This window comes from Bradyrhizobium ingae (assembly GCF_055791185.1).
In genome coordinates this window covers 1-18693 of record NZ_JBVUBB010000073.1, presented here as the reverse complement: position 1 = coordinate 18693, position 18693 = coordinate 1, and the positions used below count along the sequence as shown (strand labels likewise).

Genomic DNA, 18693 nt, shown 5'->3' with positions numbered 1-18693 from the left:
ACATTCTTCGCCAAATCTATTCCGATCGTGCTAACTTCCATGGCGGACGCTCCTTCTCTGCAGTGGCTGTTTCAACACCACCATCTTGGCACATTGATGCCGTCGAGGGGGGCGTCCACCCCATCACGGAACACTTCCCTGCAAATCTACCGTCTTTGCGCAGCTTTTTTTGGAGGCTTACGCAGTATCTGTATCAGGGGCCCCCTCGCCTCGCTCAGGCCCACCAAGGGGATGCACGCCCCTCTCTCCGCCGCCGTCGCTCCCCAGCGCTCCGCTTTGAGCAAGCGAGCGACGTCAGCTCCGGGGGGATGGCTCGGCCGGACCCCATGATCAATTTTGCTGAACTTGACGCACAGAATTTGTGGCCGCCGCGCGGGTGTAGAAGACTGGTTGTCGATGGTTGTTATCGGACCACCGCAGGGGGATTACGCTATCTGATGCCGCTGGCCAACGTCTGGTTACGGCTGGTGAGGTCCCGACTCTCGCTGGTGATGTCGGTTAGCGATCCGGCGAGTTCGCACATTCACGCCAAGCATCGGCAGTGAGTGCGGATGCCAGCTGTGAGAAGAAATTCTTTTCAGCGCCAGAAGACTTCCGGGGCGATTTCGTCCCGAACGGTGGGCGATCTCCAATCGGGATGGCACTGGTGCGCGATTTCGAGCAGTAGTTTAGACACGGGCTTTTGGATCAACGCCGATCCGGTCTCGCCGTTTCGAGATTATATTCGACCAGGGTCGATCTTGGCGCCGCCCTGCGACATTGGCGCGAGATATTCGCTGGATTGCACGAGACCGGGCACGCGCTCGATGCGGTACAACGTTCTGCACACGAGGCTCCCTGTGCATACTCGCTCGCAACCAGCTGTTCCTAGAGAGAGACTCTCTCAAACTCCTCAGTATGCCCCCTTCGGAATCAGCCGCTGTCCCGAAGCAAATCTCATGGCTTCTGGTTGAGTTCAATTCGCAGTTTGCGGGCCGGCACATGGTCATTTGCTCGAACAGACCTACACAGACAATTTTTCTATCGTAACTTGACCGCCGGAGGGCACCGATTCGCGTTCTAATACTTTTCAAATCCCACCATTTTCATGCTCCAGCGGTTGACGCCTCCCTTATCGGCGCGATGAATAAACATCTTCCGGATCGAGGTCTCCAGGTTTCTGAGTTCGCTTCCAGGCAGGAATGGAATGTCCAGCTGACGCGTTTGCACAAACTTTTCAATCACCGCCTCAGTTGGATTGCAGGACGGCAGTCTTGCGGCAACCAGGTGAGTGGCATGCAGATCCTCGATAAAGTAAAAGCCACCAGGCTCGACGATAGGAAAGAGCTTCGCCAGAGCAAGCTGCTGGTGGTAAGCGGCGTGTGAAGCGTCCTCGATGATGATCCTCACGGGCGGGAGTGAGCTCGCAAGACGTTCGAGAGCTAGCGCATCGCCCATGTCAAGGCGCTCGAACCGGAATCGGTCTATCTTAAAGGCGCTAAAATCGGAGATGTCACAGCCGACGACTTCAGCTTTGGGAAAGAACTCCAGCCACATCCTAATAGATGGAATGTCGTAGACCTTGCGATCGAGCAGTACATCAGGATCGAGAGAACCGTGCCCGTGCTGCAATCCAATCTCGACCATCGTGAAAGGTTCGTGACGGAACTCCTCGAACAAAAAAGAGTAAAAGCTGGTGTAGCCATGGGCGTCGCCAACCTCATCACCTTTATCGGTTCCAAGGGCATTTGCTCGTTTCGTCAAATTCGGCACGCTCATTCCAAGACCACCTATCATTGCAAGACGCCGGCACACCCGGACGGCTTTCAAATTGCATGCCAAGCGGCAATTACTAACTTGTATTGCCTATCCCTATTCTACGCCTGTCATGGGTTCAACAAAGTGTCGCGACTCCGACGGCCGGCTCCACGCTCCATCTCATTAATTTTTCTTAGCGCATACCATCTGACGGCAACGAGCCACCTTTTATGGTGTTGGCTTTAGTCAGAATGAAGCGATCGCACGATCATCTCTGTACCAATGAAAATGCGCAGGCTAATAGAAGCTCGCGGCCCGCCAGCCACACCTCTCCATAGCGACGGTTTGCATTCGTTCCGCGGTTAAGAGGCTAGCAACACAACACGATAGCGACGTCCAAATCGCTCATTTCGAGCGCTGGTTGCCGAAGGCAAGGCGCGAACACTTATTTCCTTCGATGAAGCTTTATGCGCGGTGTTCAACGAGTTAAGTACCTTCGGCACGCCGCCAGATTCGGGGGCTGGTGCCGGTGCTACGCTTAAACTCGCGGCTAAAATGATAGACGTCGCAGAAACCGCAGCGTTCGGCAATCGCGCCGAGTCCCGCGTCACTTTCCAAGAGCAACTTTTGCGCCATCATGATCCGCTCTCGAATGAGCCAGCGCCGTGGGCTGATCTGCAGATGCCTTTGGAATAGCCGTCGCGTCTGTGCCGCGCTGAGGCCGGTGACCGAAGCCAGTTCCTCGGCATGCCAAGATCGCTCAGGGGCCTGCCGCATCTTTGAAACGATGGAACGCAATGGGGCGGGGAGACGGGATTCACCGTGCTTTGAAGAAGGTTCTGCAATGAGATGCATCAATTCGGCCACAAGGCGATTGAGTGCCAAATCGACGTTATCGTCCCTGGCGCGTAAGACATCAAACAGATTTCCGAACCATCGTTCGATGTCTTTCGGCACCAATATCGTTGCAAGGGTTGCGCCGGCGCCGAACACCTTTCGCCGAATCGCCGCACAGTTTGGTCCGTCGATCCGCACCCATAGAACGGTCCAGGGATCGTACTCATCCGGCCAGTGGGCATGTGGAGTCTCGTTCGCAATCCAAATCAACTGACCGCGCCCAACACTCAATGTCCTGCCCTCGCTGAATACGAAGCCGCGCCCCGCCGTGCAGTACAGAATGTCCTGGCCCGGATAATTGTCTCGTTCGATGCGATGGTCACGTGCGGTGATGGCTTTGCCAGCCCTAAGCACCGTAAAGGCGCAGCGAGTCCAGGCGGCATCAGGGGGGACGTACTGATGGCTCTCAGGAAACAGTGTGCGCTGCGGTAATATTGCCATGCGCGTTTTATATAAATCGGGGAGTGCTTTGTCCATTTCCCCTCGCGAATTCCAAATCTATGCTCGCTCATAACGACTAACAAACGACCTCGGCGAACGGTGTCGCGGATATGCACGTTTTGTATCTCTGGAAGTTTGGGCGAGGAATCAGGGAGGAGCCGGTGCTGATACTCACCGCCCGCGAGCTGCGCCACCACGCTGAGTACGGACATTTATTCCGCGCCGATATCGCGGAGGCAATCCACGCAAGCGCTGGCCTCAGGCACCTTCAGGGGAGGAATCGATGAGTAAACCGAAAATCACCGTCGTCGGCAGCTTCGCGGTGGGATTAACCATTCGCGCGCCGAACATCCCGGTCTTTGGCGTCACGATGCTTGGTAGCAGTTTCGATATGGGGCCGGGCGGCAAGGGCTCAAATCAGGCGGTTGCGACTGCGCGGCTCGGGGCGGACTCATCGCTAGTGGCCATCATTGGCAAAGACAAGTTCGCCGATATCGCAACAGACCTCTACAAGGCCGAAGGCGTTGACACAGCGCATGTCAAGCAAATCGCGGAAAGTCCAACGGCGGTGGGCTTCATCATTCTCAACGAGCGGGGTGAGAACTTCATCATCATGGACTATGGCGCCACCAACGCCATGGATCCGGCTTTTGTGGATCGCGCCGAGAGCCGCATTCGGGAAAGCGACGTCGTCATGGCGGTCCTCGAGCCTCCGGTTGAGGTGGCAATGCGGGCCATGGAGCTAGGGCGCAAGCACGGCAAGAAAACTGTCCTCAATCCGGCCCCCGCAGCGCCGTTGCCGGATGAGATTTTCCCATTGGTCGATTACCTGACGCCGAACGAGAGCGAACTTCGGATTCTGCTGGGTCTGCGGCCGGACGATCCGCGCCCCTCGCGCGAACTGGTGGAGATGTTGCGTAAGCGCGGCGCCGCCAATGTGATCGTAACGCTTGGCGACCGCGGCGTTCTTATCGTCACAGATGCGATCGATACAGCCATCCCGGCTGCCGAGGTCGACGTTGTCGACACGACGGGTGCTGGCGACGCGTTTAATTCCGGCTTCGCTGTGGCTCTGGCCGAAGGCCGGGATGTGATCGACGCCGCGCGCTTCGGGGTTTGCTGCGGTGCCCTGGTCTGCACCAAGCTCGGGGTCATTCCCGGCATGGCAACGCGCAGAGCAGCGGACGAGATGTACCGTACAATTTCCGCCTCGGGCCGAAAGGAAGCAGAATGGACCTGAACCAGAAGCTTCGAGACGCCGGATTGTCCTGCACCATCGTCAAGAAGGCCAATGGCGGGGTGAGAATCGCTTGGGAGCCAGAATGCCGCTCGCCGCGCTCCTTTTGGCCTGTTCTCGGCATCGCTGCAGGGCGGCACGGGGGCGAGCGGAGTGCATGGTGATCGCTCATGATTTGATGTCATCTTACGCGGACGCCGGGCCGAAGAGCGATGCGCCGCAGCTCAGTCATGCGCCGATCCTCTCGAATTTTTCGACCGGCGTGGGGTCGGCACGCTCGACCTCAATAACCTAGAGAGCTGACTGGCAAGATGCCTCGGATCTACGATTGGGCCGCGCGCGAAGCTGAGCGGACGGTGACGGTGGCGGACCTGCGCGCCGCCCGACACTCGGGCAAGCGCTACACTCAGGTCACCGCCGAGACGGCGGACGAAGCGGCGGCGGCGGAGGAATCCGGCATCGAGATGCTGGTTGCCCGCGCCAGCAACGTGGAGGCCGTGCGCAAGGGCTCGAAGCGACTCTTCGTCACCGCGGCGCTGGGCTTTGCTGAAGCCGCGACGCAGGACGATATCCTACGTACCGCATTGAAGGCGCTGACCGACGGCGCCGACGCGGTAATCACCGCTCGCAGCATGGCGACCGTCTCGATGCTTGCGGCGGAGGATATTCCGGTCGTAGGTCATTTGGGCCTCGTCCCAAGGAAATCAACCTGGGTTGGAAAGCTTCGCGCTTTCGGCAAGAAGGCGGACGAGGCCCTCGAGCTTTTTCATCGCTTCCGCCGCCTGGAAGAGGCCGGCGCGTTTGCAGTGGAATGCGAGCTCATCCCAGCCAGAGTTCTGGCAGAGATTCGCGGGCGGACAGGACTGGTGACGATTTCGCTTGGCTCTGGACCAGATGCGGATGTGATCTTTCTCTTCACAGAGGACATCTGTGGCGGGGAAGGCCGCAGGCCCCGGCACGCTCGAACCTATGGGAACCTGCAAGCCCTGCAAGAGCGTGTCAAACAAGAGCGAGTGAAAGCCTTCACTGCATTCCGCGCTGACGTCAATGCAAGCGCGTTTCCGGGGCCGCAGGAAATTTCGCAAATCGATGACAATGAATTTGCCACGTTTACGGCAACGCTGAAGCAAGAGGACTATTGAGGGTTTAATCCACAACCTCGGAGCGATATCGGCGGAAACAGTGATTTCTCGGCGACTGAGGTTTTCGCTCTTTGCGAGCATTTCTCATCCAGAAATCAAACGGAATGGAGGCAGATATGGACGACATCTTATACGGCACGCGTGACAAACGCGGGAACTGGACGCCTAACAAACGGCCAGAACGCGCCCCGATTTTTGTCTGGCCGGTCCAACCCAAGAAAATTCTACGTTGGCTGCCAGGGTACTTGTTACCTTGGAATGCCCTCTATTTCGTGATCTCGCTAGTATCGTGGATCTATCTGACACCCGCGCTTGATACAATGCGGGAATTCCGCGCTGATTGGATTTTGCTCATTCTGCTGCGCAACGCCGGGCTAACGGTATTGCTCTATGGCAGCTTCCACTTGATCCTCTACATCCAACGGCGCCAGCAAACCAGCTTCAAGTATAACGCAAAGTGGCCCGACACCAAAAATACGACCTTCATGTTCGGAAGCCAGACCGCCGAAAACGTATTTTGGACCATGTGTAGCGGCGTGCCGGTCTGGACCGCATACGAGGCGCTCACCTGGTGGATGTACGCTAACGGCTTTGTGCCGTACGTCGATTTCGGAACGCACCCGGTATACTGCGCCGCTCTTGTGTTGGTGATGCCAGCCTGGCGCGAGTTGCATTTCTATCTAATTCACCGCCTCATGCACATGGGAGCGCTGTACCACATCGTTCATAAGGTACACCACAAGAACGTTAACCCGGGACCTTGGTCCGGCTTGTCGGCGTCCACGCTCGAACACATTGGTTATTTCTCCGGCGTGCTGATCCATTTCGTCGTGCCCTCCCACCCGGTGCATGCAATGTTTCAACTCATGCACGCGGGCTTGTCGCCGGCAAAGTCTCACACCGGTTTCGACCGAGTCGTGGTGGACGATGCACTGGCCATCAACACCGACAATTTTTACCACTACCTGCACCACAAATATTTCGAGGTGAACTACGGCGAGCGGCGCATCCCGCTTGACGAGTGGTTTGGCACGGCTCACGACGGATCTGCGGAGGCCGACGAGAGGATGTATAAACGCATAAAAGCCAAGAAATGGGCCCGCGGCAATTAGCTCGCCAGCCGGCGTGACAGCAAGGTTTGTACGCCCTTGCTATGAGCGCTGAGCACATGCGGCTTTCCGTTGCACCGACAGAAGCGGCGCCGCTGAAGGACACATCAGAGCATCGGCGGCATCACAGCAGGTTGAAATTTAAGGAAACAGAATGACTAGTCAGGGTGAATGGGTCGCAGCCTGCGCTATCGATGCATTGATGCCCGAAGAGGCCCTTCGCCTGGATCACGGCAGCCGCACGTTCGTAATAGTTCGCTCGCCGGAAGGTGATTACTTCGCAATCGATGGCCACTGCTCCCACGAGAAAGTCCATCTAGCGGACGGCATTGTCGATGGGGGCATCATTGAGTGCCCCAAGCATTTTGGGACCTTCGATTATCGAACCGGCGAATCGCGTGCCTTGCCTGCATGCGTCGACCTGCGCAATTACGAGGTCAAGATCGAGAACGGCACTGTTTTGATCAAAGTATGAAGACATCAGAGCCGGAAGGCACGATAATGCCGAAGCAGAGCTTACTTGTACTGCAGTCACTTTGGGCCATGGAACGGCGCCAGCCTGACGGCATCGAACGTTCTATCGATCAGAACCTGGCGATGATCCGGGAAGCGGGGTTCGATGGGATCAGTACCCCGTGCACTGATCCTGCACGCGTCGCTCTGATTGCGCGTGCCCTCGCCGGCTCAGGACTTGCAGTTGAGGGTATGTGCTTCCCGCAGACGATCGACCACTTGAAAGCCGGCATTGAACTCGCTGGGCGGCTTGGCGTCTTGCATATCAACATCCAGCCTGACATCCGCCCGCGCCGTATTGCCGACTGTATCCCGCTGTTGGAAGGCTGGATCAGGGTGGCGCAAGATGCGGGCATGCCGATCTACTTCGAAACGCATCGCAATCGGATGACGACTGATCTCCTTTTCACACTCGACCTGATGGACCACGTTCCTGAGATGCGTATGCTTGCCGATCTCTCGCATTTCCTAGTGGGCCGCGAGTTCTGGTATCCGATCTCGGATGAAGACGAAGCGCTGGTGCGGCAGGTGCTCGACCGTAGTTGGGCTTTTCATGGCCGCGTTGCGTCGCGCGAGCAGATTCAAGTTGAGATCACTTTCCCCCATCACAAAATCTGGCTGGACCTGTTCCTTGATTGGTGGAAATACGGCTTCAAGAGCTGGCGAAGGCGTGCTGGCGCGGGTGCCTGTCTCACTTTCGTTTGCGAACTTGGCCCGCAGCCTTATGCCATTAGCGATCGCCAGGGCAACGACACCATAGATCGCTGGGAAGAAGCTCTCTTACTCAAATCCCTGGTGCGGAGCCTGTTCGAGAGTGTGGCAAGCGATGCGCAGCCTTCGCTGGGAAATGGTTCGGCTGCTTGAGTAACCAATCCACAATGGTGATCGTTGGGGCGGGCGAAGCCGGCACGGCCGCTGCCGTCGCCCTGCGCGAGGGCGGCTGGAAGGGTATCGTGGCCTTAATCGGCAACGAAACTATGCTGCCGTATGAGCGCCCGCCTCTATCCAAGGCGATGCTGACCGACGAGATGAGCCCTGGGCCCAAGCCGATTGTGACGCCACAACGCCTCGCCGAGTTGGAGATCGATTATCTCCAGGGAAGTAAAGTGCTTTCGATTGATCGCGCGGCCAACATGGTTACGCTCTCAAACGGATCAAGGATGGCCTATCACCGACTCCTACTGGCCACAGGAGCACGACCTCGGACACTGAGCGTTCCGATCGCTGAAGGAACGAGGGTGGCGACGCTGCGGACGTATGAGGACGCCACGCGCATTCGCCAAGTTATTGGCCAAGGATGCGACGTGGTTGTGATCGGCGGCGGCTTTATCGGGCTTGAGGTCGCCGCGAGCGCGGTCTCGAGAGGTGCTTCGGTGGTCGTACTGGAGGCTGGATCGCGGTTACTTATGCGAGCAGTGCCGCCTCCTATGGCTGAACTGATCAGGGCGAAGCACGAACGTTCTGGGGTGTGCATTGAGACAAGCGCTATCGTTGAGCGGATCGACTTCGGCGAAGGACGCTCCAACGTGGTGCTGACAGGTGGGCGGACACATGTGGCCGATCTGGTAATCGTTGGGGTCGGTGCGACGCCGAACGTCGAACTTGCGCAAGCGGCAGGATTAGCTGTCGATAATGGCATCATTCTTGACGAGACGCTGGCGACTTCGGACCCGCATGTCTTCGCGGCGGGGGACTGCTGTTCGTTTCCACATCGCCTCTATGAAAAGCGCGTCAGGCTGGAGGCCTGGCGCAACGCGCAGCGGCAAGGTGCGGCGGCGGCAGCGAACATGCTGGGCGAGAACCGTCCCTATGAGGACGTACCCTGGTTTTGGTCCGATCAATACGACGAGACACTGCAAATCATCGGCCTCTGCCCGGAGGGAGAAATTCCCGTAATCAGGAACCTCGGCGCCAGGGGACAGTTCTTGTTTTACCTAGCCGCCGACGGACGCATGGTCGCCGCTTGTGGATTTGGGGGCCTGGGCACTGTGGCGAGGGAAATACGTGTCGCCGAGATCATGATCAGCAGGCGACTTAGCCCCACGGCAGAGGCGCTCGCTGACCCCGCAATAAACATGAAACGTTTACTGGTTTAGCTGGAATTCACATCGCACACGCGGATTCAACAAGACGCGGCAATCCAAGATTTGCCGAAGCAGAAGTGCCGCGCGCGCCAATCCAGTGAAAAGGAACGACCTGGCAGAGCCAGATGGCGCTTTCAGTCACCAAGATCGCCCACGGATCATCGAACTACTCGGCCAGCGCCAGCTGCGAGCGCAGCTAGTGGCAGGCTCATAGTCCGAACGCGGCGTGGCGCGCGCCTGGAAATGAGCTCGCCCCCTCGAGAACTCCAAGAGCGCCTAGCTTCCCCGACGCCCCGTGGCCTCCCAGCGGCTCACTAAGCCACGACTAAGCGGGTGAGGCGCGCGAGAGCCTGGAGATCGCGGGTATGTGGCTTCTCCAAGATTAAGGGACGAAGCGGCGAACCGGTTTGCCAGCGGATACGCTCGCTGAGAAGCCCTCGTCGACATTGCGGCGACGCAAGCGGAATTCCTTCGCCTGCTTGGCCTGGACGCGGTAGCTCTCGATGATCAATGCATTGATGATCCGCGGTTCGATGCCACACCTGACCTGAACCGTCAAACCGATTGCGCGAGGCCGGTTCTCGGCAGTACGTCGGAACACGCTTGCCGGTTGGTGGCGGTAGCGCATGCTTCTGTCCGAAAACACGCGCGCCCGATGTCACGAACCCGCCAAGCTGTTGACGAACGAGAGAGTTGGGCAGGAAACCGCGAGGAACTTCCTCCGATTCACATTGGCCCAAATCATGCACCGAGCTACGCGCGGCAATAGCAATTGGATCTCCGCGCTAGGGTCTCGCCTCTGAGGACGGTCATGGACATGCGGAATGAAACGTTGATCGAAGTCGAACGCGAGCAGTCCAGGACAAGTCACTCCACTACGACCGCGCACTCGCATGCTTTCGGAATCCACTTCGATTTCCAAGTTAGTCGAATTACCGGCATTTGACATGGAGGCACTATGCGCATCTGCGGTATCAAGCTGACGCATGACGGAGCGATCGCTCTTGTCGAGGATGGGCGGCTTATCTTTTGTATCGAACAGGAGAAGCGAAGCAACAACCCGCGATATCAAACGATCGATAATCTCGATGCAATCGTCGTTGCTTTGGCGGACAACGGTCTGGATCCAAGCGAAGTTGATCAGTTCGTCATCGACGGCTGGGCGGGGACGGTGGAGTCGGAGTTCCAGATTCTCAGCGGGACCGTACCTATCACTCTCAAGGGGGGACCATATATTGAATGCCATCCAGAGGGCCTTCTCAACTCGCGCGACGGGTTTGGCCTTAAGCTCGACGGCAGCGATTTCCCTTATAGAAGCTATCCGCACGTTACAGGCCACGTGGCCGCAGCATACTGCACAAGTCCCTTTGCCAGAGCTGGACAGCCCGCTTTCTGCCTGGTGTGGGACGGCGGCGCGTTTCCACGTCTCTATTATGTAGAACAGGGCGGCGCCCGTTTCATCGAATGCCTGTTTCCGGTGATTGGGCACGTCTATGCCGCAGCTGGGCTTCACTTTGGACCGTACAAGCAAGCATATCATCCCATTTGGGATCTAGGAGATCCCGGTGTGGACCCGGGCGGCGCCGGCAAGCTCAACCTTGGTATTGCCGGCAAGGTTATGGCCTATATCGCGCTCGGGTCTGTTGACGAAACCATCGTGACGGTCTTTCAGGAGCTCTATCAGGAGCGCTTTGCGACTGACGCGAAGCTTGCCAGTTATCGTACCGATATCAAGAGCGCGGAGTCCGCGCTTGCGAGCTTGCACGCCTTTTTCGATGCCAGCGGGAGCCGATTGAAGACCAAGGCAGCCGAAGATGTGCTCTCATCATTTCATTGCTTCCTCGAGCGTCTGCTCGTCCGCGAAATGACGACTGCTTTGCAGCGTCATTCGCGTTTTGCGACGCGAAATTTGTGCATAGCCGGTGGCTGCGGACTCAATATCAAATGGAACAGTGCACTACGTGCGACAGGTCTATTCGATGCTGTCTGGGTGCCCCCGTTTCCGAATGACAGTGGCTCGGCAATCGGTGCCGCTTGCTGCGCAATGGTGGCGGACAAGGGCTTCGTGCCGTTGGAATGGTCCGTATATAGTGGTCCGGCCCTGCAAGCTAGCGAAGTGTCGCCCGAATGGAAAGCCACGCCGTGTAGTATGCGTGAACTTGCGACCATTCTCGCCAGCAACGAGCCAGTGATTTTTCTTGCTGGCCGCGCCGAGCTTGGACCTCGGGCTTTGGGTAGCAGAAGCATTCTTGCATCTGCGACATCGCCGCGAATGAAGGACTACCTCAACGACATCAAACTTCGCGAACATTTCCGGCCAGTGGCGCCGATATGTCTGGAGGATCGTGCGCCGGATATTTTCAGTCCCGGAACTCCGGACCCTTACATGCTATTCGATCACCAGACACGAGCAGAATGGCGGGACAAGATCCCTGCTGTTGTACATCTCGACGGATCTGCGCGATTGCAAACGATTTGCAGGACCTCTCAGCACAAAGTCGCCGAGCTGCTCGTCGAATATGAAAAGCTCTCGGGCATTCCCCTGCTCTGCAATACCAGCGCCAACCACCATGGACGTGGGTTCTTCCCGGACGTCGCAACGGCTTGCGGCTGGGGACGCGTTGGGCATGTATGGTGCGATGGCAAATTGTGGACGAAAGCTCCGTAAGCGAGCGATTGACGCCCGATGTCTTAGGCCGGTTCCTGCGAATGCTATGCAGAACGCTTGCCTGCCCGCCAAGCTCAATCCGGTTAACGAACGAATCAAAAAGCTCCTTTCTAGAACTGGCGCTAGAGTCCTAGGGTGCGAGGTGCCGCAGAAGTTCCGGATTGCCGCGGACATCGCTTGCTGCGCCCTGCAGCGCGATGCGGCCACGATCGAGCACATATGCGTGGTTCGCCACGCGCAGTGCGAGATCGAGGTGCTGCTCGACGATGATGACCGCAATCTTCTTGGCGAGCTCAGTCAAGCGTTCCGTGATCTCCTCGATCACGCCGATCCAGACTCCCTCGGTCGGTTCATCCAGCAGTAGCAGTTTCGGGTTTCCCAATAGCGCGCGTCCGATCGCCAGCATCTTACGCTCGCCGCCCGAAAGCGTGCCAGCCGGCTGATGCAGGCGATGGCCGAGCTTGGGAAAGATCGTCAGGACGCGATCGATCGCCGAAGCATCGGTGCTAAAGAGCGATCCGACTGCAAGATTATCGCGCACCGAAAGGCGTGCGAACACCGAATGCTCCTGCGGCACATAGCCGATGCCGGCGCGCACCCGCTCTTCGGTCCCGCGAGCATCGATATCGCGGCCATCAAAATGCACCTCGCCTGTCCAGCTTGGCAGCTCGCCGACGATGGCTTTCATCAGCGTGGTCTTGCCGGCGCCGTTACGGCCGAGCACGGCGACGCCGCCGCGCCGGGGAATGCTGAGGGTGACGTCGAACAGCACCTGGCTGCGGCCATAACCGGCGTCGAGATGCCTTATGTCGAGGAACTGTTGCTCAGGCACGGCGTAAGTAGATCTCCTGGACGCTTTTGTTGGCTTGGATCTCTGCCACGCTTCCCGTCGCCAGCACCTTGCCCTGGTCGAGGACGGTAAGGCGGTCGCAGATGTCGCGGATAAAATCCAGATCGTGCTCGACGATAACGAGGGAGCAATGCTGCTTGATGGGTCGCAAGAGTTCGCCGGTGACGCGGCGCTCATCCAGGCTCATGCCTCCGGTCGGCTCGTCGAGCAGCAGAAGCCGAGGTCTCGCCGCGAGCGCCATTGCGATCTCCAGCCATTGCTGCTGGCCATGCGACAGTGTCGCCGCAGCGTTATATACGCGGTCGGCAAGTCGAAACTGGCTCAGCATAGCCATGACCTGATCGTGCAGGCGCGCTCTTGTGCGCGAGAAGACGAGGTCAGATAGCGAGGACTGCGCCTGAAGCGCGAGCAAGATGTTGTCGTAGAGCGTAAGCCTCGGCAGTACGGAGGTGATTTGGAATTTCAGGCTGATGCCCGCCCGCGCACGCTCGGTCGGCGTGAACGTCGTGATGTCAGTGTTGACGAAACGGACCTTGCCTTGCGTCGGCGCTTCGGCTCCCGCGACGCACTTCATCAGCGTGCTCTTGCCCGAGCCGTTCGGCCCAATCAAGCCGTGAAACTCATTCTCGCCGACAGTGAGCGCGGCACTTTCTAGCGCGGTGAGCTTGCCGAACACCTTCGAGATGCCGACAGCTTCAAGGAGCGGCATTACGCGTCTCCTTGAGTCTCGGGCCGAAGTTGCCGACACGCTCTCGCTCACCGAGCACGACGCTGATCACGCCGAGCGGCCGGAGCAGAATGACGAGCAGCAGCAGAACGCCGAGCATGATCGGCCAGATGTCTCGATAGTTGTCCGAGAGCCAGAAGCTGAGGCCTTCGACGATCGCGGTGCCAATCACCGCGCCAACTAACGTTCCGGAGCCGCCGAACAGTACGTAGAGCACGACCTGCGTGGAGACAACGACACCGACCATGTTGGGCCAGACGAATCCCTCGTGAAAGGCGTAGAGGCTACCAGCAAGCCCTGCGATGGCGCCGCCGACCGCGAATACGATGGCCTTCAGATGCTGCGTCTTGTAGCCGAAGAACGCAATACGTTGCTCGTTTTCGCGAAGGCCTGCCAGCGCGAGACCAAATTGCGAGCGCACCAGAAAGCGGCAAGCGAGGTAGACGATCACGAAAAGCCCGAGTGCGAGATAGTAAAAGACCGGCCCTTCCGAGAACTCGAACGAACCAAGCGTCATCGGCGCGATGGAGGGGATGCCGTTCTGGCCACCGAGATAGTACCAGCCGCGCGCCAGACGATCGGCGGCGTAAGATCCGGTGAGCGTTCCGAGTGAGACGAAGATTACGCTGGCCGGATGCCGCCCGAGCAGGAGGAAGCCGCCGAGCAGCAACGCGAAGACAAGACCGATCAGCGTGCCAGCCGGCAGCACCAAGAGGATCGAGCTGATGTCGTGGTCCCGCGCGAGAAGGGCGACACCATAGCCGGCCGAGCCGAAGAACAGCGCCTGTCCGAAACTCATGATTCCAGCGTAGCCCCACACCAGATCGAATGAGATGGCAAACAGCGCTAGGATGACCACGCGGGTGGCGAACACCGTGAGGAAATCGTGCAGCACCCATGGCAGGACCAGTGCCGCAAGCAGCACCAGCCCCTCCACGATCGGCATGACCTTTCGTCCTGCAGCGGAAGGCGGCGTGCCGCTTTCAGCCTTCGGATCGCCCGCATCGCCGCCGACATCAGCGGCAATGGCCCTTTCTGCCACAGTCATCGACTTCAGCATTGCGCCTCAGCACTGCTCTCAACATTCTTTGGGATCGACGAGGCCGGTGCTGCGCCCGACGATCTCGAACTGGCCGCCCTTGGCGACGGCGGTGTACATCTTCATCCTGCAGTGCCGCGTGCCCGGCACCACCTCAGCCGGTCCACCCGGACCTTCCGCAATCTTGGCGTGATCGAGCGCCGCAGCGACCGATTCGCGATCGACTTTGCCAGCTTCCTTGACGGCGGCTTCCCACAACTTCAGCCCGCGATAGGTGCTGGGCCCGGCACTGCTCGCGGCGAACATGAAGTTGCTGCCAGGGAATTGCTGTTCATAGGCCGTCTGGATTTTGGCAGATACCGGGTCATCTTTGGCGACAGCCTTGTAGTAGTCGAGACAGCTGGCAAGCCCCTCGATTTCATTGGCCGGATGGATGCTGAGCATGTTCTCATCACTATTGACCGCTGCGAGGCGCCCGCCATTCTTCAGGTAACCCGCTTGGTAGAGTTGTTTGAAGAGTGGACCGACGCCGGGCGGGATCACGGTGTTGAATATCACATCGACCTTGTTGGAAATGATGCCGTTGACGGCCGCTGAGAAATCAACTTGATCGAGTGGATAATACTCCTCGAAAACAACCTCACCACCATTGGATTCGATCAATTTGCGGGCGTAAGCGTTTAGAGTTCGCGGCCAGATATAGTTGGAACCTGGAAGGGCAAACCTCTTGCCACCATTCTTGATCAGCCAAGGGATGAACTCATCGCATTGCTGGGCCGGTGTGGCGCCCGTGCAGAACAGATATGGTGTACACTCCTTCCCTTCATAGAATTGCGGATACAGGTAGAGCGTTTTGCCTCGTGACACGATCACATCCTTGATCGCGTTGCGCATCGAGCTTGCGAGACCGCCGAGCACCATGTCGACCTTGTCGCGCTGGATCAACTTGCGGACGTTTCCCACCGCAACCGATTCATTCGAAGCCGTGTCTTCGATATAGAGTTCAAGCGGCCGACCCAAGAGCCCCCCTGAATTGTTGATATCCTTGACCACCATTCTGGCAACATTGGCATTCGAGTTTCCGGCGTAACCGATCGCGCCGGTTAAGTCAGTCGCAATGCCTACTTTGATCGGGCCTTCGGCCGCACTTGCCCATTCGGGGCGGATCACCCAGCTGCCAAGCCCGGTGGCGACCGCACCCGCGGTGAATGCAAAATTTGAAAGGAAACGACGACGAGTGAGTTGAACGAGATCGGCAACCATCTGACTAAACTCCCCTTCCTCCGACGAGGCCTCGCGGCCGGAACTTAATGAAAACTATGGCCAGCACGAAGACGAGAACATCGGCAGCCACCGGTGCAACAACCCAGGGTAGCGCGGCGCTGAGCACTCCAATGACCCCAGCGCCTGCAATCGGACCTACGAAGGATCCGATTCCGCCGACCAATACGGCAACAAATCCCTGGATGAGAAAGCGGATGCCGAGATCGGCAAAAAGCGTAAATACTGGTACGATAAGCGCGCCCGCGAGCCCCGCCAATGCTGCCCCGATCGCGAAAGTCGCGCCATAGATGAACCGCGTGGAAATACCGGAGGCACGCGCCAGCGACGGATTTTCCAGCGTCGCCCGCACGCGCAGGCCGAAGCTCGTGCGCGACAGGAGCAGATAACAGGCGCACATCACCAAAGCCGTAATCACGACTATCGTAAAGCGCCAAGCCGAGATGTGCATCGTACCGATATCTATTGATCCGCCAATCGGCTCCGGTACGGCTACATAAAAGCCGCCGATCAGGCCGCGCACCGTCTCGCGAATGATCAGACCGAGCGCGTAGGTGCCGAGCATCGCTACGATGGGCGCCGCATAGAAGCGGCGTATAATAAGCGCTTCGAGCACAAAACCCAGTATTCCGACCAGGAATGGTGCGGCGGCCATTCCGACCCAAACCGGCAGGCCGAGACTGTAAGCCAGGTACGTAATATAAGCACCTAGCAGTACGAACTCGCCTTGGGCAAAATTGAAGATGCCCATCATGCTCGCTATGATTCCGAGGCCAAGCACGATCAAGACGATGATCGCACCGAAGCTCAGAATCTCGAATGCCGCCATGAATGCGTTCGTCATGCTTTGCGATCCAGCCGGGCACTATCGCATCCGGCCTCACATCTTCTTCCAGTCGCCCATCTGTTCAAAGGCATGGGCGGCGCGGTAGATGGTGGATTCTTCAAAGTAGCGGCCGACCAGCATCAGGCCCACCGGCAGGCCGTCGACCATTCCGCAGGGCAGCGACATGGCTGGATGATGCGTAATGTCGAATGGCGCGGTGTTGGTGAACATCTCAATCGCGCGGGTGAAATAGGCCTCGCGACTGGCATTGGCCGGCGGTAGCGGCGTTGCCTTCATCGGCGTCGTCGGCATGAGCAGGAGATCGTAGGTCTCGAGAGCTTTGTCGTATGCCGCAGCGAGGCGGCGGGAGATATTGAGAGCTTTGCCGTAAAACCTCGAACCAAAAGTGTTGTTGATGTAGGTGCCGAACAGCAGAAACAGCTTGTTGGTCTCGGACAAAGAGTCCGCCTTCCGCCGCCAGCCGCGATGGAAATCCATCAGCGAGGTTGGATACAGATCGCCGCGGCTCAGACCATAGCCGTCACCGAACATCATAGTCTGGACTGCGCCCTCGGTTCCGATCGGGGTCCAGATCGCCGCGCCCAGGAGGTGCATCGGAATCGAGACAGTCTCAACGGTCGCACCAAGGTCCTTGAAGCGCTTTGCTGCCTCACGCACGCTTTCGTTGACCGCAGATTCCGCGGACGGCTGCTCGAAGCCCTCCTTGAGGATACCAATCTTCATCCCTTTGATGCCCTCACCTAAGGCCTTGGTGTATTCATCAACCTTCGGTGCCTTGATGCGCGAATCGTAGCCATCGTCACCGGCGATCACCTCCAGAAGCAGCGCGTTGTCGGCTACTGTTGCCGTGATCGGTCCGGTGTGATCGATAAAAATCTCGATCGGCATGATCCCCGTATAGGGAACGAGACCCCAGGTCGGCTTCATGCCGTACGTGCCGCAGAACGAGGACGGCATGCGGATCGAACCGCCCTGGTCGCCGCCGATCGCCATGTCGACTTCGCCTAGTGCGACCACAACCCCGCTTCCTGAGGAAGAACCGCCAGCCGAATAACCCATCTTGTGTGGATTGTGCACTGGGCCGATCGCATTGGTGTGGCTACCGCCTGAGAGACAGAAGGCCTCGCAGTGAACCTTGCCTGCAATCTCGGCGCCAGCATCGAGCATGCGCGTAACGATGGTGGCGTCAAAGTCGGGTACGTAGCCTTCGAGGGTGGCCGAGCCATTCATCATGGGCACCCCAGCCAACATAATGTTGTCCTTCAGGGCAACCATCTTGCCCTTAAGTTTTCCGCTGGCAGCGCCCTGGATGTTCGTTTTGCGATACCAGGCATTGCGATGGTTTTCGCTCGGCGATGGCCGATAGCCCGGGGTACGCGGATATTTGACCACCGGCAACTCGTCGGGCATCGCGGCAACTAGATTGTAGGCTTCGAGCGAGCCCTGCATCAGGCCGCGGAACGAGGCAACGTCGTCATCGGTCAGCGAAAGACCACACTGCTCGGCAACGCTACGAAGCTGGGTGGGCGTGGGAAGGGAAACTGACACGAGGCTCTCCTGAAAGGTTTCATCCCGGCATTTGGACGTGCGGCCTACCGTTCTTCTGCGAAGACCGCTTTTCGGATAATTTTTACCTGACGCGGAGCAAGTGCATCGGACCACGCACGGCAATCTGGGTAATATTGGGTAAAGCTGTTCCGACGCTGAATGCGTCTGCTTGCGGTGCACTCGCCGAGCCGCCAAGGCTCGCCGCTTCTTGTCGCAGTTAGCGCGAGCACTTAAGTTTTTGACGAGCCGGTACGGCGGTCCAAGTAAACCAGCATCATCTTAGAGTTGCAGCATAGCAGCGCAACGCAATGCATTGGCGGCCTAGCTTCCCGAGGAAACAGCCAGCTACTTTGGCCGTGGATCAGCAAGTTACGCGCGATGCGATGAGCCGACGTGCTTCACACGTTGAATGACTTGACGTTGAAGGCAGGCAAGGTCGAAGCAACTCGCTTCTTGTGTCCGATTGGCACGCAGGAAACCACGACGACCAAATCGCCGGACTATAAGTCGCCTTCCGCTGCGCGGCCATTCTAGCGCTGTCTCTTATACACATCTGACGCTGCCGACGACTAG

At 58.2% G+C, this 18693-nt stretch carries 15 protein-coding genes; 7 read left to right on the top strand and 8 right to left on the bottom strand.

Annotated features, from left to right (window positions below; translation table 11 throughout):
• Nucleotides 1-1059: 1059 nt before the first annotated feature.
• On the bottom strand, nucleotides 1060-1758 hold the full coding sequence (locus ACV1FX_RS41130; protein WP_473123178.1) for a hypothetical protein: 699 nt from the start codon (nucleotides 1756-1758) through the stop codon (nucleotides 1060-1062).
• Nucleotides 1759-2223: 465 nt separating this feature from the next.
• Nucleotides 2224-3111, bottom strand: a complete 888-nt coding sequence (locus tag ACV1FX_RS41125; RefSeq protein ID WP_473123177.1) for a helix-turn-helix domain-containing protein — start codon at nucleotides 3109-3111, stop codon at nucleotides 2224-2226.
• A 247-nt stretch (nucleotides 3112-3358) separates the two neighbouring features.
• Here ACV1FX_RS41125 and ACV1FX_RS41120 point away from each other — a divergent pair, with 247 nt between their 5' ends.
• From ACV1FX_RS41120 to nodU, 7 genes are all read left to right on the top strand, one after another.
• A complete protein-coding gene (locus tag ACV1FX_RS41120) occupies nucleotides 3359-4315 on the top strand; it encodes a ribokinase (RefSeq protein WP_473123176.1) in 957 nt (318 codons plus the stop codon).
• Nucleotides 4316-4623: 308 nt separating this feature from the next.
• Nucleotides 4624-5454 (top strand): 3-methyl-2-oxobutanoate hydroxymethyltransferase, encoded by an 831-nt coding sequence (locus tag ACV1FX_RS41115; RefSeq protein WP_473123175.1) that lies wholly within the window; start codon nucleotides 4624-4626, stop codon nucleotides 5452-5454.
• A 116-nt stretch (nucleotides 5455-5570) separates the two neighbouring features.
• Nucleotides 5571-6566 (top strand): sterol desaturase family protein, encoded by a 996-nt coding sequence (locus ACV1FX_RS41110; RefSeq protein WP_473123174.1) that lies wholly within the window; start codon nucleotides 5571-5573, stop codon nucleotides 6564-6566.
• Between the two features lie 151 nt (nucleotides 6567-6717).
• The gene (locus ACV1FX_RS41105; RefSeq protein WP_473123173.1) at nucleotides 6718-7038 is read left to right on the top strand and encodes a Rieske 2Fe-2S domain-containing protein; all 321 of its coding nucleotides are present in this window, start codon (nucleotides 6718-6720) and stop codon (nucleotides 7036-7038) included.
• Between the two features lie 26 nt (nucleotides 7039-7064).
• Nucleotides 7065-7940, top strand: a complete 876-nt coding sequence (locus ACV1FX_RS41100; RefSeq protein ID WP_473123180.1) for a sugar phosphate isomerase/epimerase family protein — start codon at nucleotides 7065-7067, stop codon at nucleotides 7938-7940.
• Nucleotides 7937-9172 (top strand): NAD(P)/FAD-dependent oxidoreductase, encoded by a 1236-nt coding sequence (locus tag ACV1FX_RS41095; RefSeq protein WP_473123172.1) that lies wholly within the window; start codon nucleotides 7937-7939, stop codon nucleotides 9170-9172. Before ACV1FX_RS41100 ends, ACV1FX_RS41095 begins: the two co-directional genes overlap by 4 nt.
• A 946-nt stretch (nucleotides 9173-10118) precedes the next feature.
• Nucleotides 10119-11828 (top strand): nodulation protein NodU, encoded by a 1710-nt coding sequence (gene nodU, locus ACV1FX_RS41090; RefSeq protein WP_473123171.1) that lies wholly within the window; start codon nucleotides 10119-10121, stop codon nucleotides 11826-11828.
• Nucleotides 11829-11958: 130 nt separating this feature from the next.
• On the opposite strand, the gene ACV1FX_RS41085 is transcribed toward nodU, so the two are convergent.
• The 6 genes from ACV1FX_RS41085 to ACV1FX_RS41060 are packed head-to-tail and all read right to left on the bottom strand — an operon-like array spanning nucleotide 11959 to nucleotide 18120.
• Entirely contained in the window at nucleotides 11959-12660 is a 702-nt protein-coding gene (locus ACV1FX_RS41085; protein WP_473123170.1) for a branched-chain amino acid ABC transporter ATP-binding protein, read from the bottom strand.
• Nucleotides 12653-13387 carry an ABC transporter ATP-binding protein gene (locus tag ACV1FX_RS41080; RefSeq protein ID WP_473123169.1) on the bottom strand — a complete coding sequence of 245 codons (735 nt, stop codon included), beginning with the start codon at nucleotides 13385-13387 and terminating at the stop codon, nucleotides 12653-12655. The genes ACV1FX_RS41085 and ACV1FX_RS41080 overlap by 8 nt, the downstream gene beginning before the upstream one ends.
• Complete coding sequence (locus ACV1FX_RS41075) at nucleotides 13374-14465, bottom strand: branched-chain amino acid ABC transporter permease (RefSeq protein WP_473123168.1); 1092 nt, start codon at nucleotides 14463-14465, stop codon at nucleotides 13374-13376. The genes ACV1FX_RS41080 and ACV1FX_RS41075 overlap by 14 nt, the downstream gene beginning before the upstream one ends.
• Before the next feature lie 18 nt (nucleotides 14466-14483).
• Nucleotides 14484-15707, bottom strand: a complete 1224-nt coding sequence (locus ACV1FX_RS41070; RefSeq protein ID WP_473123167.1) for a substrate-binding protein — start codon at nucleotides 15705-15707, stop codon at nucleotides 14484-14486.
• A gap of 4 nt (nucleotides 15708-15711) precedes the next feature.
• Nucleotides 15712-16569, bottom strand: a complete 858-nt coding sequence (locus ACV1FX_RS41065; protein ID WP_473123166.1) for a branched-chain amino acid ABC transporter permease — start codon at nucleotides 16567-16569, stop codon at nucleotides 15712-15714.
• Nucleotides 16570-16605: 36 nt separating this feature from the next.
• Nucleotides 16606-18120 carry an amidase gene (locus ACV1FX_RS41060; protein WP_473123179.1) on the bottom strand — a complete coding sequence of 505 codons (1515 nt, stop codon included), beginning with the start codon at nucleotides 18118-18120 and terminating at the stop codon, nucleotides 16606-16608.
• Between the last annotated feature and the right edge of the window lie 573 nt (nucleotides 18121-18693).

Excerpts from the sequence above, each read along its gene's own strand:
- ACV1FX_RS41130 (WP_473123178.1), bottom strand. The coding sequence starts at position 1,758 with ATGAGCGTGCCGAATTTGACGAAACGAGCAAATGCCCTTGGAACCGAT.
- ACV1FX_RS41125 (WP_473123177.1), bottom strand. The coding sequence starts at position 3,111 with ATGGACAAAGCACTCCCCGATTTATATAAAACGCGCATGGCAATATTA.
- ACV1FX_RS41120 (WP_473123176.1), top strand. The coding sequence starts at position 3,359 with ATGAGTAAACCGAAAATCACCGTCGTCGGCAGCTTCGCGGTGGGATTA.
- ACV1FX_RS41115 (WP_473123175.1), top strand. The coding sequence starts at position 4,624 with ATGCCTCGGATCTACGATTGGGCCGCGCGCGAAGCTGAGCGGACGGTG.
- ACV1FX_RS41110 (WP_473123174.1), top strand. The coding sequence starts at position 5,571 with ATGGACGACATCTTATACGGCACGCGTGACAAACGCGGGAACTGGACG.
- ACV1FX_RS41105 (WP_473123173.1), top strand. The coding sequence starts at position 6,718 with ATGACTAGTCAGGGTGAATGGGTCGCAGCCTGCGCTATCGATGCATTG.
- ACV1FX_RS41100 (WP_473123180.1), top strand. The coding sequence starts at position 7,065 with ATGCCGAAGCAGAGCTTACTTGTACTGCAGTCACTTTGGGCCATGGAA.
- nodU (WP_473123171.1), top strand. The coding sequence starts at position 10,119 with ATGCGCATCTGCGGTATCAAGCTGACGCATGACGGAGCGATCGCTCTT.
- ACV1FX_RS41080 (WP_473123169.1), bottom strand. The coding sequence starts at position 13,387 with ATGCCGCTCCTTGAAGCTGTCGGCATCTCGAAGGTGTTCGGCAAGCTC.
- ACV1FX_RS41075 (WP_473123168.1), bottom strand. The coding sequence starts at position 14,465 with ATGCTGAAGTCGATGACTGTGGCAGAAAGGGCCATTGCCGCTGATGTC.
- ACV1FX_RS41070 (WP_473123167.1), bottom strand. The coding sequence starts at position 15,707 with ATGGTTGCCGATCTCGTTCAACTCACTCGTCGTCGTTTCCTTTCAAAT.
- ACV1FX_RS41065 (WP_473123166.1), bottom strand. The coding sequence starts at position 16,569 with ATGACGAACGCATTCATGGCGGCATTCGAGATTCTGAGCTTCGGTGCG.